The organism is Paenibacillus sp. FJAT-26967 (genome assembly GCF_001541095.1).
Lineage (GTDB): Bacteria > Bacillota > Bacilli > Paenibacillales > NBRC-103111 > Paenibacillus_F.
Genome location: NZ_LMXH01000004.1, coordinates 273,267 through 289,260, shown reverse-complemented (window position 1 = coordinate 289,260; position 15,994 = coordinate 273,267). Strand labels below are relative to the sequence as shown.

The 15,994-nt window shown below is 54.0% G+C and carries 10 protein-coding genes and 1 riboswitch; of the genes, 5 read left to right on the top strand and 5 right to left on the bottom strand.

All coding sequences use genetic code 11. The annotated features are described in order from the left end of the window. Positions 1–482: 482 nt before the first annotated feature. The 3 genes from AR333_RS17680 (at position 483) to AR333_RS17670 (ending at position 4,403) form a co-directional block, all read left to right on the top strand. Positions 483–1,382: a LysR family transcriptional regulator gene (locus tag AR333_RS17680; protein ID WP_068776690.1), complete on the top strand. Its 900-nt coding sequence runs from the start codon at positions 483–485 to the stop codon at positions 1,380–1,382. A gap of 221 nt (positions 1,383–1,603) precedes the next feature. Further along, positions 1,604–3,160 carry a phospholipase D family protein gene (locus AR333_RS17675; RefSeq protein ID WP_068776689.1) on the top strand — a complete coding sequence of 519 codons (1,557 nt, stop codon included), beginning with the start codon at positions 1,604–1,606 and terminating at the stop codon, positions 3,158–3,160. Positions 3,161–3,344: 184 nt separating this feature from the next. Next, entirely contained in the window at positions 3,345–4,403 is a 1,059-nt protein-coding gene (locus tag AR333_RS17670; protein ID WP_068776688.1) for a permease, read from the top strand. A 119-nt stretch (positions 4,404–4,522) separates the two neighbouring features. Here the strand turns inward: AR333_RS17670 and AR333_RS17665 are convergent, their stop codons facing one another. From AR333_RS17665 to AR333_RS17655, 3 genes are all read right to left on the bottom strand, one after another. Next, positions 4,523–6,184 (bottom strand): glutamine--tRNA ligase/YqeY domain fusion protein, encoded by a 1,662-nt coding sequence (locus AR333_RS17665; RefSeq protein WP_068776687.1) that lies wholly within the window; start codon positions 6,182–6,184, stop codon positions 4,523–4,525. 358 nt (positions 6,185–6,542) lie between these two features. Next, the gene (locus AR333_RS17660) at positions 6,543–9,755 is read right to left on the bottom strand and encodes a S8 family serine peptidase (protein WP_068776686.1); all 3,213 of its coding nucleotides are present in this window, start codon (positions 9,753–9,755) and stop codon (positions 6,543–6,545) included. Between the two features lie 154 nt (positions 9,756–9,909). Beyond that, a complete protein-coding gene (locus tag AR333_RS17655) occupies positions 9,910–11,442 on the bottom strand; it encodes a bifunctional ADP-dependent NAD(P)H-hydrate dehydratase/NAD(P)H-hydrate epimerase (protein WP_068776685.1) in 1,533 nt (510 codons plus the stop codon). Between the two features lie 386 nt (positions 11,443–11,828). On the opposite strand from AR333_RS17655, the gene AR333_RS17650 reads away from it, so the two are divergent. Together AR333_RS17650 and AR333_RS17645 are read left to right on the top strand one after the other, a co-directional pair. Further along, a complete protein-coding gene (locus AR333_RS17650; protein ID WP_068776684.1) occupies positions 11,829–12,800 on the top strand; it encodes a methyltransferase domain-containing protein in 972 nt (323 codons plus the stop codon). A 126-nt stretch (positions 12,801–12,926) separates the two neighbouring features. After that, the gene (locus tag AR333_RS17645; protein WP_068776683.1) at positions 12,927–13,622 is read left to right on the top strand and encodes a class I SAM-dependent methyltransferase; all 696 of its coding nucleotides are present in this window, start codon (positions 12,927–12,929) and stop codon (positions 13,620–13,622) included. Positions 13,623–13,848: 226 nt separating this feature from the next. On the opposite strand, the gene AR333_RS17640 is transcribed toward AR333_RS17645, so the two are convergent. Next, positions 13,849–15,291, bottom strand: coding sequence for an NAD(P)/FAD-dependent oxidoreductase (locus AR333_RS17640; RefSeq protein ID WP_068776682.1), 1,443 nt, complete (start codon positions 15,289–15,291; stop codon positions 13,849–13,851). A 78-nt stretch (positions 15,292–15,369) separates the two neighbouring features. Next, positions 15,370–15,469, bottom strand: a riboswitch (purine riboswitch). Positions 15,470–15,543: 74 nt separating this feature from the next. Next, positions 15,544–15,888, bottom strand: a complete 345-nt coding sequence (locus AR333_RS25785; protein WP_068776681.1) for a hypothetical protein — start codon at positions 15,886–15,888, stop codon at positions 15,544–15,546. Positions 15,889–15,994: the final 106 nt, after the last annotated feature.

The following is a 15,994-nucleotide window of genomic DNA, read 5'->3' as shown; positions in this document are numbered from 1 at the left end:
TTTCAGCGGGCTCCGCGGCGAGGAAGCAGAGGCGTCCCCGTCCGGGGAGCGGCCTGTGACACCCGCTGTCGAATCCGCGGGGTCCGCTTGCGGGCGGATGCCGGAATCGGACTGTTCCTGTGATGCCTGAGCGGATGGTTTGCAGGCATCTCTGTTTTCTGAAGGCAGGCTGCCTTCATGTTCAGCATCCTTAGGGTGCAAGATGCCATTTTTTATTTTTAGCCCAAGAGCCCGGACCTGTATCGTTGTTTTCATGGTGACTCACTCCATTCTTGTGACTGGCTGCCGGATGTTCTGCGTTTCTCGTGTCTTTCATACCTTAACTATAGAAGCGTTCCTCAGGAATAGGAAATACGAATACACAATCTCAATCATTACATTTACTTATGATACAATATCGTTATGAAGAGCGGCGGCTTCCTTTTGACAGGAAGTTCTCTTAAGGAAAGCTGGACCCGCCTTACGAACGGAGGTAGGAACGCATGATTGTCGATCATCTGCGCGTATTTGCAGCGGTTGCCGAGCATAGGAATTTTTCCAGGGCTGCGGAAGCCCTTAATATTTCACAGCCGGGCGTTAGCCAGCATATCCGGAGCCTGGAGCAGGAATTCGATTCGAAACTGATTAACCGCTCTCCCAAACGCGTCCAGTTAACAGAAGCCGGCGAGCTTCTTTACACCCGTGCCCGCAAGATCCTCCGCCTCTACGATGAGGCACGCCAAGAGATTGATGCGCTCAAGCACGTCGTGACAGGCTCTTTGCGCATTGGCGCGAGTTTTACCATCGGTGAATATATTCTGCCTCGTCTGCTCGCGGATTACGCCAAACAGTACCCTCAAGTCGATATCCACTCGACCATCGCCAATACCGTTGAAGTCGTACATGGAGTCCGGCACGATCAATTTCATATCGGGTTGATCGAAGGCCATACAGATGCAAGCGATCTGTCCGTGGAGCCCTTCATGGAAGATGAGATGATTCTCGTAGCGCCGCATGATCACCCGCTTGCCCATAAGCCCTTTAATCTTCATGCTCTGCAGGATCAGACGTGGGTATGGCGTGAGACGGGATCGGGCACTCGCAATTTCAGCGACCAGTTAATCGCCGAGTGGAACCTTCGTGTCAGAAGATCCTTCATGTTCAGCAGCAGCCAGAGCATCAAGGAAGCCGTGGCGGCCGGTCTGGGTATCGCCTTTTTGTCCCGCTGGATTGTCCGCAGGGAGCTTGAGGCAGGAGAAATTGTCAATATCGGAATCGGGGGCAGCAAACTGACCCGTTCGTTCGCGATTGTCCGTTCTGCATCGTTAGAAGGTTCCAAGGCAGTGGAGGTTTTTGTACAAAAGGTACGCCATGCCGCGGAATCGATTCCATTCCAGAACTAGCACGTTTCTGTGAATTTCCACAACTCCCCTGCTTCAATGTGGCCCCGCTGCGGTAAGTACTCGGTAATATATAGCGCTTAGTCTGCCCTGAACCGAAACCGCCAGTGTTCAACCAGCGAATCGCGGGTTTGCATCAATCCGTGCCAGGTGGTTGCTCGCAGGCTCAATCGCTTCAATGGGCAGATTCCGCTATCCAATCTGTGACCGGGGAGTAAAGACATATGCAGCCTACTAAAATAACGGAGCCTCAATCCGGCAATCCGCCTGTCCCTTCTCAGGATAAGAGCACGAGCTGGCTGGCCTCAAAATGGCTGTGGATCGGTATCGTCGTCCTGATTTTATGCATTTGGGGCGGTATCGTAGCAACGATTCATACCAATAAACCTCTGCCGCCCGGACTTTCATTCGAAGGAGAGGCGCACCAGGTGGACAACGTGGACTTTCTGTATGATTTATCTTTTCAAAAAGACGGCGGGTATCAACAGGAACAGATGATCTTCGATAGAGTGGGCCGGGCCATTGCCGAAGCGAAGAAGTTTGTTGTGATCGACATGTTTCTCTTCAACGGGTACTACCACGAGGATCAGTCCTTCCCTCCTTTAAGCGACAAGTTGGCGAATCAGCTCCTGGAAGCGAAGCAAAAGAACCCGGACCTGCAAATCGCCGTCGTTACGGACGAAGTAAACACGACGTACGGTTCGCACCAGGCTCCGGAAATCGACCGGCTTAAGGAAGCCGGCATTAGTGTAGTCTACACGGATACGGTACCGCTCCGGGACTCCGTGCCTCTTTATTCCGCTTTCTGGCGGATCGGCCTGCAGTGGTTCGGCCAGTCGGGAGAAGGCTGGCTGCCGAATCCGATGGCCGATAATGCACCTAAGGTAACACTCCGTTCGTATTTGAAATTGTTCAACGTCAAGGCGAACCACCGGAAAGTTGTCGCAACGGACCAGACAGTCCTCCTGCTCTCGGCCAATCCGCATGATGCCAGCTTCAACAATTCGAACATCGGCTTCGAAATTAAGGGCAGCAGCGGGTTTATTGCCGAGGTACTGGCAACCGAGCAGGCCGCATCCGATATGTCAGGGGGACCTAAACTTCCTGTTCTGGATAAAGTAAGCGGCGGCGATAAATCTGGCGGCGGGGCTTCCAGCAGCCGGGCCGAGGCGGAATCAGGCAATCCGGTTACCGCGCGGTTATTGACCGAAGGTAAAATATACTCCCGCCTGCTGAAATCAATCGAAGAAGCGCAGCCGGGGGATGAAATCCGCATGGGCATGTTCTATTTGGCGGACCGCCAAGTGATGGATCGTCTGCTTCGCGCCTCCGAGCGCGGAGCCCATGTGCAGCTGCTGCTCGATCCCAATGAGAATGCGTTCGGCCGCAGCAAGATCGGCATTCCGAACCGTCCGGTTGCCGCTGAGCTGCTCCGCAAATCGAAGGGTAAAATCGAAGTGAAGTGGTACAACACGAAGGAAGAGCAGTTCCACACCAAAATGATGTACATCCGCAGCCAAACCGGATCAGCCGTCATCAACGGCGGTTCCGCGAATTTTACACCGCGGAATCTGGACGATCTGAATCTCGAGACCAACGTGGAAATCACGGCTCCGGCTGGCAGTAAAATCGTCCAGGATCTCGATCAGTACTGGGACCGGATATGGAACAACCGGGATGCGGAGTACTCGCTTGAATATGAAGCTTACGAAGACAAAACGGTGTGGATCAAGCGGGGTCTTTACCGTCTGCAGGATATGTTCGGCTTCACGACTTATTGAAATTGAATAAAGCGGCCCCAACTAAAGCAAGCCCCCAATGGATTCCAAATCCTTGGGGGCTTGCTGATTACCGGGTGAATTCCCATTTATTAAACCCATTCTACCCTTGGCTGATTCGTTCTTTTCCCTCCGGAATTATGCTATAGTTGCTATCAGGTTTTTTCTAGAAAGGTGTGGACGTTACGTGAATACAAATCCTCTACCGGCTTCTCCTGAAGGCAAACCGCGCTTTGCCTACTGGAAGCCGTTATTGTTCCTGGCTGTCTTAATAGGCGGCTTATTCTATGTGAAGTGGGAGCCCTACTTCCACAAAGCCATTCTGGCCGCGACGAATCACGACATCGGCGGCTCGATTCTTGCCAAGACCCCTGAGCCTTCGCTGGCCGCAGCTTGGGACTACTCGGTTGTTTACTTCAAAGCCGTATGGAAGGCGGCCATTCTCGGTATCCTCCTCGGCTCGCTGATCCAGGTGCTGCTCCCGCGTGACTGGATGAAGCGTTTCTTCGGCCAACGTACCTTCGGAAGCACGGTGGCCGGCGGCATCAGCTCCATGCCCGGCATGATGTGCTCCTGCTGCGCGGCTCCGGTTGCGGTAGGAATGCGCAGGCAGTCCGGCTCCGTCGGCGCTGCGCTGGCATTCTGGATCGGCAATCCGGTGCTGAATCCCGCTACGATTATTTTCATGGGCTTCGTGCTCGGATGGAAATTCGCGGCCCTGCGTATTCTTGCGGGGATTGTGCTTGTCTTCGGCGTTTCGCACTGGGCGGGGCGTCTGGTCAAAGACGACGACAAAATAACGGCCGAACTCCCGCAAACCCCGGGGCCAAAACCATATAGCGGCTCCGTTGCCGTCCGCTGGATGAAGACATTGTGGTCGATGTTCTGGACAGTCATTCCCGTGTATTTCATTGCCGTCTTTCTGCTCGGCGCTGTACGCGCGTGGCTGTTCCCGGCCATCGATCCCGCAATCGGCAGCAGCATTCTCGTGCTGATCGGTCTTGCACTCGCAGGTACCCTGTTCGTCATTCCGACGGCGTCCGAGATTCCCATCGCCAAAACGATGATGTCCCTCGGACTCGGCAGCGGACCCGCAGCCGCTCTGATGATGACACTCCCCGCTGTCAGTCTGCCTTCACTCTTCATGGTCCGCAAAGCCTTCCCCGCACGGGTGCTGTGGTTTGTGGCAGGCATGGTCGCTTTAATCGGTATTGTCACCGGATTAATCGCGATGACCTTCCTATAATCGGCCGCGCCGACGATTCAAATCGATTCCCATCATGCAGAAAAAGCCTTGTGTCCGTCTCTCGGGAGCGGAGTCACAAGGCTTTTGTCTATAGCAGCATATCGGAATTGCACAGTTCCTTAAATAACGAAAGAGCTTTTAAGGGAAACCGTCTGATTGAAGACCGGCTTATCTTCCGTTGTAGACTTAGGATCGACGTTGAAGTACCCGTGACGGAAAAATTGAAACTTGTCATTCGGAGCAACATCCTTCATATTCGGTTCCACAAAACCTTGCACCACTTCAAGCGAGTTCGGGTTGATCCGGTCAAGGAACGACTGCTCCTCTCCCGCATCTTCCTGTTTGGGGAGAACAAGCGGCTCGTAAAGACGGAATTCGGCCGGAAGCGCCTTCGTCGCTTCAACCCAGTGAATCGTGCCTTTTACTTTACGGCCTGTAAATCCGCTTCCGCTCTTCGTCTCGGGATCATAGGTGCAGCGAATTTCAATCACGTTGCCCGCCTCATCCTTGATCACTTCCTCGCATTTGATGAAATACGCATGCTTGAGGCGTACTTCATTGCCGGGAAATAACCGGAAATATTTGCTCGGCGGATTTTCCATGAAATCGTCCTGCTCAATATAAATCTCACGGGAGAACGGAATTTGACGAATGCCCATATCTGGATTCTCGGAGTTAATCTCCGCATCCAGCATTTCAACTTGACCTTCCGGGTAATTCGTAATAACAACTTTGAGCGGCTTCAGCACACCCATGGTACGGGGGGCTTTCAATTTCAGGTCTTCCCGGATAAAATGCTCCAAGTATTTCACATCCACGGTGCTGTCGCTCTTGGTCACACCGATTTCGCGGCAGAAATTGCGGATAGAATCCGGCGTGAATCCGCGGCGGCGCAGCCCCGAAACCGTTGGCATTCTCGGATCGTCCCAACCGTCCACTACACCTTCATCCACCATCTGCTTGAGGTACCTTTTGCCCATGATAGTGTCAGTCAGTTTGAGCTTGGCAAACTCATATTGATGAGGTACATGTTCCGTCTCACACTCTTGGATCACCCAGTCGTACAAAGGACGCTGATCTTCGAATTCAAGCGTACAAATCGAGTGCGTCACCCCTTCATGGGCATCTTCGAGCGGGTGAGCGAACGCATACATCGGGTAAATGCACCAGGCATCCCCGGTATTATGATGGTGCGTATGCGAAATACGGTAGAGGATCGGATCACGCAGGTTAATGTTCGGCGAGCCCATGTCGATTTTGGCGCGCAGCACCATTTCGCCGTCCTTGAACTCCCCTTTGCGCATCCGGTCGAACAGATCAAGGCTTTCTTCCGCCGGGCGGTTGCGATAAGGACTTTCTTTGCCGAGCTGAGTCAGCGTACCGCGGCTCTCGCGAATTTCATCCGCATTCAGCTGGCATACGTAAGCTTTCCCTTTACGAATCAGAAGCTGGGCTTTCTCATACATAAAATCAAAATAATCCGATGCAAAAAACAGGCCGTCCCACTCGAAACCGAGCCACTCGACGTCCTCCTTAATGGACTTTACGAACTCCGCGTCTTCCTTAAGCGGGTTGGTATCGTCAAATCGCAGGTTCGTCTTACCGCCGAACTCGTCCGCCAGCTCGAAATTCAGGCAAATCGATTTGGCATGACCGATATGCAAGTAACCGTTAGGCTCCGGAGGAAACCGGGTCACAACGCTGTTAACACGGCCTTCCTTGAGATCATCGGTCACGATGCTTTTAATAAAATTCGTGTTGATATTCGTCTTGTTCTCCATACGGATCAACCTTTCTGTATTGGCCGGGAATCGTTGTCGTACTCCATTTTGGTATTTGTATTCCATCATACCCATAACAAAGGGAGAGTTCAACCTGCAAAGAGGTTTCACGTCCTCCTTTTTAGCAGAGCTTTTTACGGCTTGTGCGCACACTTAGGGCTCTTAATCCGCGTAATTCTTCTTCCCTTATTCAAAAGAATCCCTTGTATCCGCTTCCTCCATGCTCAGCCTTCCCTCCCTTTATCTGCAAGCACAGCTCTTGCGTTAACTTCAGGATGTATCTTGATTCCTTATTGGCAAAAAGAAAAAAAGCTCCCTCCGTTTCGGGAGAAGAGCTTTAACCACATAGATTCCGCATCTAATCTGCACGGCTGTCGAGCCTGTAAATGACACTTGCCGATTCGGCACGCGTAGCGCCGCCAAGCGGACGGAACATGCCGTTCTCGTAGCCGTCAATCAGTCCCAGCATATGAGCTTGCCGCAGAAACGGCACGGCCCAGCCGCCGGCGGACTGCTCATCGGCAAAGACCGCGTGCGGCGGTACGCCGATTGCGCCCGGTTCCATTCCGCTGCGGTAGGCGTAGGCCCGCACCAGCATCGCAGCCATCTGCTCCCGGGTAATCGGGTCGTTCGGCGCAAACCGGTCATCGGCCACGCCGGAGACGAGTCCGGCCTTATAGGCCCGCGCGACGGCATCCGCGAACCAGTCCCGCTGCGCAACGTCCCGGAAAGTCTGGTTACCCTGTACCGGCGCTTCCGGGAGCTGGAGCATCCGTGCCAGCATGGCCGCGAACTGAGCCCTCGTCACTCCCGACTGAGGGACGAAACGGCTCTCGTCCATCCCGTCGACGATCTGCTTGGCAGCGAGCACCTCAACGGCTCTTCTGGCCCAGTGGCCGCTCATATCGATGAATGTGCGATTAACGGCAAAGACCGCTGCGTAGGTCAGTTCACTGACCGTAAAAGTGGTGCGATTGTCTGCATCATAGCCGGCTGTATAAGACCATCGCTGTTCGTCCGCCGAATACAGGAAGGTTCCCATCTTCTCCGGATCTGACCCGGCGTCGGCAGGCTGATGAGCCATCGTTACGGTCATCGGCTTCTGAAGCTCGGCTATCTGGCGTTGACCCGCCGTAATTCCAATCTGCAGAAGAGGAGATTTCGGCGAGCCTCCGACCGGATATGCCGTTGTCAGATTCTCGTTAGCGTGGGCCCGGACCAGGGATACCGTCACAGTCTCATCCGAATTAACCTTCAGAGAGCCCGGTTCCAGACGGACAGACGCTTCATCGGTGATAATCACAACCGGCTTTTTCTGGCCGGCAGCGAACAAAGCGGGAGGGAGCTGTACTTTAGTGCCCAGTTGAACGCCATCCTTAGCCGGAAGTGCCCGTATGCCGATTTCTTTAACCGCCGCATCCGTCAGCAGCGGTTGAATTTCGCTGTCCGCGACTTTCAGTATAAGAATGGGATAACCATTCTCCTGAACCAGTTCCGCAGTGGCATTCACGAATCGCTCCGTACCCGCAGGCAGGGGCTGCAGCGTACTGCCGCCTCCGTTTGAAGATGAACCGCTGCCGCTGCCGCCCGTACCGGCCGTAATCTCATACCGGTAGGTCCTGACCTCGCTAACTGCGCCGCCGACAGCTGTCATGACACTGAGCGTCCGGCTTTGTGAGAGAACAAGCGGCCCTGTGTACAAAGCCGACTGTTCCGTAGGAGCCGCGCCGCTTAACGTGTAATAAATCTTGGCCCCCGGCTCGGATGAAGACAGGGAGACGGTCAGAGGACCGCTGTATGTCCCTCCTTGTATGCTTGCGGCCGGAGCTGCGGGAGGCTTGATGAAGAGAGATTCCCCGCTTACCCAGAGCGGAGTCTGCTCATCATTATAAGCAGCCAGCAAGTATTTCCCGGATTTCTCAGGTTTATAAGTAAAACTGGCTTTGCCGCCGCTCACTCTGAAAGTTAACGTCCGCACAAATTGCGGCTGTCCGTTCCCGGACGAATAGGCAAACACATCTATTTTACCAGAACCTGCCGCGCCTGAAGCCAGAGTACCGTCCTTATTGACCAGACGGATATCTGCCACCAGTTCACCTGCTGCATTCGCCATAGAGTTATTACGGGGCTCCAAGATCAGCCGCGGGGTCTCCATAGCTTTTTTCACATCGATAAGTCCCGATCCGAAGGTAGAATCAAATCCCGGAGCACCGAGATCAGCCGCTGTTTCAGCGATAATCCGCGAAATCCGCTCACTTTTCTCCCCGGCTGGCAGCTTGCGCAGTTCCGGATCGGCCGCCAGAATAAGGGCGGCTAAGCCGGAAACCATGGGGGCCGCCAATGAGGTTCCATTTTTATGCGTATACGAGTTTCCCTTGTCCGTACTATTAATGTCTACACCTGGAGCGACAACGCTTAAGGCGTTGCCCGTGTTCGAGAAATCGGCCGCTATGAATTCGGTATGCGGGTACCAGTCCACCGCTCCAACCGCCAGAACACCCGGCAGACGGGCAGGAAAAGCAACATCCTTAACGAAACTGTGCGCCAGCGGATCGTCACTGCCTTTGATATGATCGAGTTCGCCCGTATCGTTGCCGATCCAGTGGTTGCTGTCATTACCGGAGGCGGACACAACGACAACGCCCTTCTGCAAGGCATATTGAATCGCTTCTTCCATGGCACGCGAACTGCTTGAAGAGGTTAAGCTCAGATTAAGCACGTCCGCTCCGTGATCCACAGCCCAGTAAATGCCCTCCGTTATAATATCGCTTCTGCCGAAGCCTTCGCTGTCCAGCACCTTAACCGGCATAATCTTAGCGCCGCTGGCAACCCCGGCAATTCCGATCTTGTTGTTCTTGAGAGCGGCCGCTATACCCGCTACATTCGTGCCGTGCCCATTATCGTCGCGGGTATCGGTGTTATTGCCGATGAGGTTGTACCCCTCGATGCGGCTTTCTTTCAAATCTTCATGAAAGGTATCTACGCCCGTGTCAATCACGGCAATCACGGTACCTGCCATGGCTTCGTCAGTTGCAGGCGTACCCGCCAAATCCGCCTGAATAGCCCGGTACCACCACTGCTGTTCAATTAGCGGATCACTCAGGTAGGTAGCGGCTTTGACAGGAATATCCGCGGCTGCGGAATCCGTTGAAGCCCTGTTCGGAGCACCGTTTCCAGGTGTGATGCCTGCCGCATATACGGGATACACGGGCTCAACGTAATCGACATCTGGGTCCTGACTCAGCTCATGGAGAACGTCTGATACAGGTTCGCTTTGCGGAAACTCCATCGTTACAAGCCCTTTCGGACCTACGCGCTGTATGTATTTAGAATCGTGAGAGGCAGGTGCGCTTTTCTCAGCCAGGCCCCGAATCCCCATAGAGTCAGCTCTCCGGCTGTCCTTGTATTTAACAAGCACTTGTCCGGGTATGGCCCCATCGGTTACGGCTTTTCGTTGATAGTTTAGGGAGGCTCCTTCTTTTTTGAGAGTAGGTGTTTCTGCTCCGTATGCGGATAATGGAAAAATACCAACTATCAGACAGACAACGATTATCAGACAACATTTACGCATAAAAAAACCTCCAAACCTCACATCACTAATCTCTAGTTTCATTCGCCCCTCCCCCGCAATATCCTGCTTTTCCCTCCACTTCTGTAAATTTCCGGAATAATTCAAATTGAGAGAAAGATTAACAGCAGATTAAATAGAAGAGGAAAGGGGCTCTTTAAATCCCAGCCAGAATTTCACGAAGAACAGCCGGAATGCCCTCAATCACATCGGATGCGAGCACGTCCAGCAGCGAATGACCCCCGGCCGTCAGCAATTCGGCACTCCGGCCGTGCACGAACACGGCGTTGCTGATCGCTTCCATGGGACTCGCGTGCTGCATCACAAAAGCCGTGATGATACCGGTAAGCACATCACCCGACCCTCCCTTGGCGAGGGCGGCATTGCCTGACGTGTTCACATGCTGGGTACCGTCCGGGCCCGTCACGATCGTGTAGGGTCCCTTGAGCACGATGTATGCGCCGGTGTCCGCCGCCAGCCGCGCAGAGACGCCGAAACGGTCGCGCTCCACTTCCTCGATAGTGCGGCCTGTCAACCGGGCCATCTCGCCCGGATGGGGAGTCAGTACCAGCGGCCGGTTCCTCTGCCGGAGAAGCGGCAGCAGATCCGCCGCGTGGAACAGCGCATCGGCGTCCAGGACGACGACAGTCTCTTGGCGCAGCACCTGCTCTACGACAGCCCGGGCACCTCTTGTCCTGCCGAGGCCGGGGCCGACTGCAATGGCATTGAAGTCCCCGGCGTCTTCAAGCGGCAGCTTGTCCCGGAAGAAGCCATCTTCCGTCGATGGAGACGGCATATACATCGCTTCGGGGTACTGCCCGGCCGCAATGGCGTGGACCGCATCCGGCAGCGCCGTCGTGACGAGGCCCGCTCCGCTGCGCAGAGCTGCCCTCGATGCGAGCACCACCGCGCCCGGCATCGTCCGGGAGCCGCCTGCCACCAGGGCGCGGCCATGCGTGCCTTTGTGCGAAGCCTCTGTCCGGCGGGGCAGCGTTCGCCGCACATCCGCCAGGCTCCACGTGCTTCGGCGGCTTGGCAGGCCAGCGGCGGCAGCCGGCGGAATGCCAATATCGGCGATGATTCTCTCGCCGAAATACGAAGCAGCCGGGTGCGTGAACGCCCCGAGCTTAGGGTACTGGATCGTGACGGTCGCATCCGCCCGCACGGCCTTCTCCACAGCGCCGCCGTCCGCCGGTACGCCGCTCGGCAGATCAACCGCGTACACGGCTGCACGCCGGCCATTGAGGCTGGAGATCAGCGTGCGGTACGGTTCGCGCAGCTCACCCTTGACGCCGATTCCCAGCAGAGCATCGACGATGAGTGATGCCCGCTCCAGCTCCCGGTCCAGCAAAGCTTCCTCCTCATTGTAATCGCGGAAGTCATATCCAGACTTCTCATACACGTTCAGGGCGGCTGCGGCGGCCCCCTTCAGCTTGTCTTTGGGCGGCACAAGCCACAGCTCGGCACAGCGCCCGTGGCTCTTCAGCACGCGCGCGATGACGATGCCGTCTCCCCCGTTATTTCCCGCTCCCGCCAGCACGACAATCCGCGCCTCAGCCGGAAACCGGTCCATAAGCACACGGGCCACGGCTTGTCCTGCGCTTTCCATCAGCGTATCCTCACGTATTCCGATCTCATGAACAGCTCTACGGTCAATCTCATACATCTCTTCAGCGGTTACTATTCGCATCTGATGCATCCCCTTTCACTTTTCAGGAAAAGAAGCTCTTATTTGGGCACCCTATCTTATCGTGCGGAGCTTTACTTCGCTCTTCTGTTCAGCCTATCACACCAATATTACCGTTATATTCCGGATCGCTACCGGATTCTTCCTGACAGCCCCTTGTCTTGCTGCAAGAAAAATCAAATAAGAAAATTATTTATCCGCCTACAGCGTGGTCATGAATCCCTATGATCTCCGCGCCCCTATTGTACTGCGAAATCCTCGGCTCCGTCTGCATCCTTTTCCTATGAGTCTAGTAATTTCGTATCCTCTTCCAACTCTCTTCGCAAAAAAAACTTTACCTTTACGTAACGGAAAGGTTTACGATAAACAGAAAAACAAGGAGCATGTCCATGCAAATTAAGGATGCGGCCCAGCGTCTGAGGATTTCTACGCGTACGATCCGTTTTTATGAAGAAAAGGGGCTGATTTCCCCTTACAAGTGCGGCCATAACGGCTACCGGACTTTTACGGAGCGGGAATTGTGGCGGCTTCAGACGATCGTTGCCCTGCGGGAATCCGGTATGACGCTCAGCGACATTCAAGGAGCTCTGGATAAGATCGAGTGCGGCGATCATGACGAGCTGCTTCACTATCTGGAGCTTCAGCGGGCCGTGCTGTTCGGGCAGTGGCTCGATACGCGGCACACACTGGACACGACGGATCATATGATTCATCTGCTGAAGCAGAACCGTTCAATGCCTCTTGATGATTTCTACCGGCTTGCGGCCAACTCCAAATCTCAGAGAGAATTGCGGCTGAATTGGCGGGATGCCTGGAACTTCGACCAGCTTGCTTCCACCCATGATGAGCGTGTGTACGGCGGGGACACCGAGTACCCCCACTACAGCCAATCTTTGCAAGAGCTGGTTAAGGAAATAAATCCGAAACCGGGAGAACACGGGCTTGATCTGGGCACCGGTACGGGCAATCTGGCAGGCCTGCTGCAGAATACGGGCGCTGTCATCGCCGGGGTCGATCAATCCAGGGAAATGCTCCGCATTTGCAGAGCCAAGTACCCTCACATGACTACCAAAATCGGCAACTTTCTCGCGGTCCCTTATACGGACGGGCAGTTCGACTTTGCTGCGTCGAGTTTTTCTTTCCATCATTTGTCCGATAAGCAGCAATTGCTTGCCCTGGCGGAAATGGAAAGGGTTCTCAAACCGCAGGGCCGGATCGGTCTAGTCGATCGGACGTCTGTCACCAGCGGAACGGAAACAGAGCTGCCCGGTTATCTCGGCTGGTTCGGTTCCCATGGATTCGATTATCGCTGCCGTGAACTAACGCCGGGACTGGTGTTGATTGTTTCCTGCAAACGTTAGTAAATACTGCACGGCCTATTACAAACCATCCTGCAAACAAACGCCGATAACTATTGACCTTCACGCTGCGTAAACCTCTATCGTAAAGATATCTTCTCTACTACTATACAAGCGAGGGTGGGTCACATGCCAAATCATACCGAAATTTACAAGAATGGTGCTTTACAATACGACCTGATGGTCTCCAAGCAGCAAAGTCTTGCAGACATCATTGCGCGTATCCGGCCCTATGCCGGCCTGGATATCGTAGATCTGGGTGCGGGTACCGGCAGATTAACAACCATACTTGCCCCCAGAGCCCGTTCCGTCCTGGCGCTGGATGCTTCTGCCGCTATGCTGGATATTACCTCACGCAAGCTGGAGGGTGCAGGGCTTACTAACTGGAAGTGCGCCGTCTGCGATCTCCGGCAGCTCCCCCTGCATACCCGCTCCGCCGATCTTGTAGTTGCCGGCTGGAGTATGTGCTACCTCACGCATTCGGGCGTGCAAGGCTGGCAGGACAACTTGCGCCGGATCATAGGCGAGATCACCCGAGTACTGCGCCCCGGGGGGACCGCTATCGTATTCGAGACAATGGGCACGGGTACTGAGGTGCCTGATCCGCCCGAATCACTAAGGCCTTACTACGCCATGCTGAGCGAAGAATTCGGGCTGTGCCATGACACATTCCGGCTCGATTATCACTTCGACAGCTTGGAGCAGGCGGGAGAGCTAACCTCTTTCTTCTTCGGGGACGAACTTGCGGCTCGTGTACGGCGGGAAGAGCTCTCTCAGCTGCCGGAGTGCGCCGGAGTCTGGTGGCTGCATGTCCCGCTTACCTAATTCCGTATTCCGTGCCATCAGCCGATAAGGCTTGGAAGCTGTCTTTAAATGAGGCCAAATGAGCGTCTCCTGATTATGCGGTTATGTATAAGACGCTTCATTCTTCATTTTTGTCTCATTAAAAAGCAAAAAAGACCCTGACAACCGGATTGGCTCCGGTTTGTCAGGGTCTCTCTTTTGCTTCAAGTAAAGATGCGTAACATACGGATCGTATGACCGCCGCTTATTACCGGCTGCCGATACGGTCTGTAACGGCTCTGGCAATCCAGACACCGGCTGCGCCGGCTTGGGCCAGACCGCGCGTTACGCCGGCACCGTCGCCGCCGCAGAATAAGCCTTCAATCTCTGTTTCCAGCTGCTCCGTCAGTTTTGGGCGGGCCGAGTAGAACTTTGCCTCTACGCCGTAGAACAACGTATGTTCGGAAGCGATACCGGGCGTTACTTTTTCCAGAGCCTCCACCATCTCCACCAAGCTCTTCATCGTGTTGTAAGGCAGCACAAGCCCCAGATCTCCGGGCACGGCTTCTTTCAATGTCGGCTCCAGGAATCCCTCTTTGATCCGGGCTTCCGTAGACCTGCGCCCGCGTACGATATCCCCGTACTTCTGAACGATGATGCCACCGTTGGACAAATCGTTCGCGCGCTGGCAGATCTCCCGGGCATATTCGTTCGGCTTGTCGAACGGCTCCGTGAACTGGTGGGAGACGAGCAGCGCGAAGTTCGTGTTCTGCGACCCGAGTGCGGGATCTTTGTAAGCATGGCCGTTTGCAGCCATAACGCCGCTGTGATTCTCTACCACGACATGGCCCGAAGGATTGCTGCAGAATGTACGCACCCGTGTGCCGACGGATGTATTATAGATAAATTTACCTTCGTATAAGTGCTTGTTGATCTCCTGCATGACTACATCGGATGTCTCGACCCGTACGCCGACGTCGACCTGATTGTTGTACATTTTCAGCTTCCGCTTGCGCAGAATGGTTGTCAGCCAGGCCGAACCGTCACGTCCCGGAGCGACAACGACCGAATCCGCTTCGATTTCTTCGCCGTTGTTCAGAACGATCCCGCTCACTTTGTAACCGTCTGTGCTCTTGGTTGTCAGAATATCGGCCACTTCGGTCTTAAATCGCATATCAATCTTCGTCTTCAGATACGTGTTGATGTCGCGCATAATCTCCAGATTCTGCTCGGTACCCAAGTGGCGTACCTGCGCCCTAAGCAGCTTAAGTCCGGCTGCGTACGCCCGGCTTTCAATATCAGCCACCACATCTGTGAGGGGATCTGTCAATGTCTGCTGAGCCCCATGGCGCAGGTTAATGGCATCGACGTACTTGATTAGCTCCAGCACCCGCGATGGTGCCAGATAATCGGTCAGCCAGCCGCCGAATTCAGTAGTAATGTTGAATTTGCCGTCGCTGTAAGCACCCGCTCCACCGAACCCGGCTGTGATCGAACAGGCCGGGATGCAGCCCGAGAATTCTTTACGGCCTGCCGCAGGCGGACAAAGCTTTATTTTCTCCTCCAGAATCGGGCAGCTTCTGCGGTTAATGTCATGGCCCTTGTCTACAAGCAGCACCTTCAGATGCGGTGCCTTCAATGAGAATTCATAAGCAGCGAAAATACCAGCGGGTCCAGCTCCAACAATAATCACGTCGTATCGGTTATTCATTATCTTATCCCCCAGTGAGTGCGAATGATTGCTAGTTCCGGGCCATTTACGCGCAAAAAAACCCGGCCTGCGAATGGTACGGAAAATCCGTCCATTCGTAGCCAGGAATTATCGGTTCCTTGTAGAGACCTCCGGCCCTTATTGCCGAAGATATACGAATAGTTGTCTTATGAAGTTTAGTTACACGTTGTATATTCTCAGTTGCAAAGTGTTGAGCGGGGCAGCAATATCCCCTTAGGTAGATTATCTAATTCATGCCCCATTGTCAAGGAACGCTCCTTTAAACATTCGGTTTTTTTTATTTATTGATCTGAATTTTATAGAATAAACAGAAAAAATCATTAAAAACCGAACATTAAATCCCTGACATGATATGGAGATCCGATCCCACATGAGTATGGCGGAGACTTTGTTCAGCCAGATAACGGCCGCAGCAATCAGCAGCCTATCGCATAGTGATGCAGTCGCAACGACCGGAAGAACGTCTCTGAATCTCTTATGCAAAGCTCCCTGATTAAAAACAAACACATTCTGTACGCCAAGGGGCACAATAAGCTCAAGGGCCATAATAAAGCCATGTACGGCAGCGAAGGTCATGATGCTTCCTCCCGTTATAAGTTCATCTTCTTATCTTAACGGTCCGGCGATGTTGGTCCTTCATCCAATTAGTTGGATGAAGGACCAACCAATTTGTGCAATAGAC

Bases quoted from the DNA above. Each gene is read 5' to 3' on its own strand.
- AR333_RS17665 (WP_068776687.1), bottom strand. From the start codon at position 6,184: ATGGAGAACAAGACGAATATCAACACGAATTTTATTAAAAGCATCGTG.
- AR333_RS25785 (WP_068776681.1), bottom strand. From the start codon at position 15,888: ATGACCTTCGCTGCCGTACATGGCTTTATTATGGCCCTTGAGCTTATT.
- AR333_RS17645 (WP_068776683.1), top strand. From the start codon at position 12,927: ATGCCAAATCATACCGAAATTTACAAGAATGGTGCTTTACAATACGAC.
- AR333_RS17650 (WP_068776684.1), top strand. From the start codon at position 11,829: ATGCAAATTAAGGATGCGGCCCAGCGTCTGAGGATTTCTACGCGTACG.
- AR333_RS17680 (WP_068776690.1), top strand. From the start codon at position 483: ATGATTGTCGATCATCTGCGCGTATTTGCAGCGGTTGCCGAGCATAGG.
- AR333_RS17660 (WP_068776686.1), bottom strand. From the start codon at position 9,755: ATGCGTAAATGTTGTCTGATAATCGTTGTCTGTCTGATAGTTGGTATT.
- AR333_RS17675 (WP_068776689.1), top strand. From the start codon at position 1,604: ATGCAGCCTACTAAAATAACGGAGCCTCAATCCGGCAATCCGCCTGTC.
- AR333_RS17655 (WP_068776685.1), bottom strand. From the start codon at position 11,442: ATGCGAATAGTAACCGCTGAAGAGATGTATGAGATTGACCGTAGAGCT.
- AR333_RS17640 (WP_068776682.1), bottom strand. From the start codon at position 15,291: ATGAATAACCGATACGACGTGATTATTGTTGGAGCTGGACCCGCTGGT.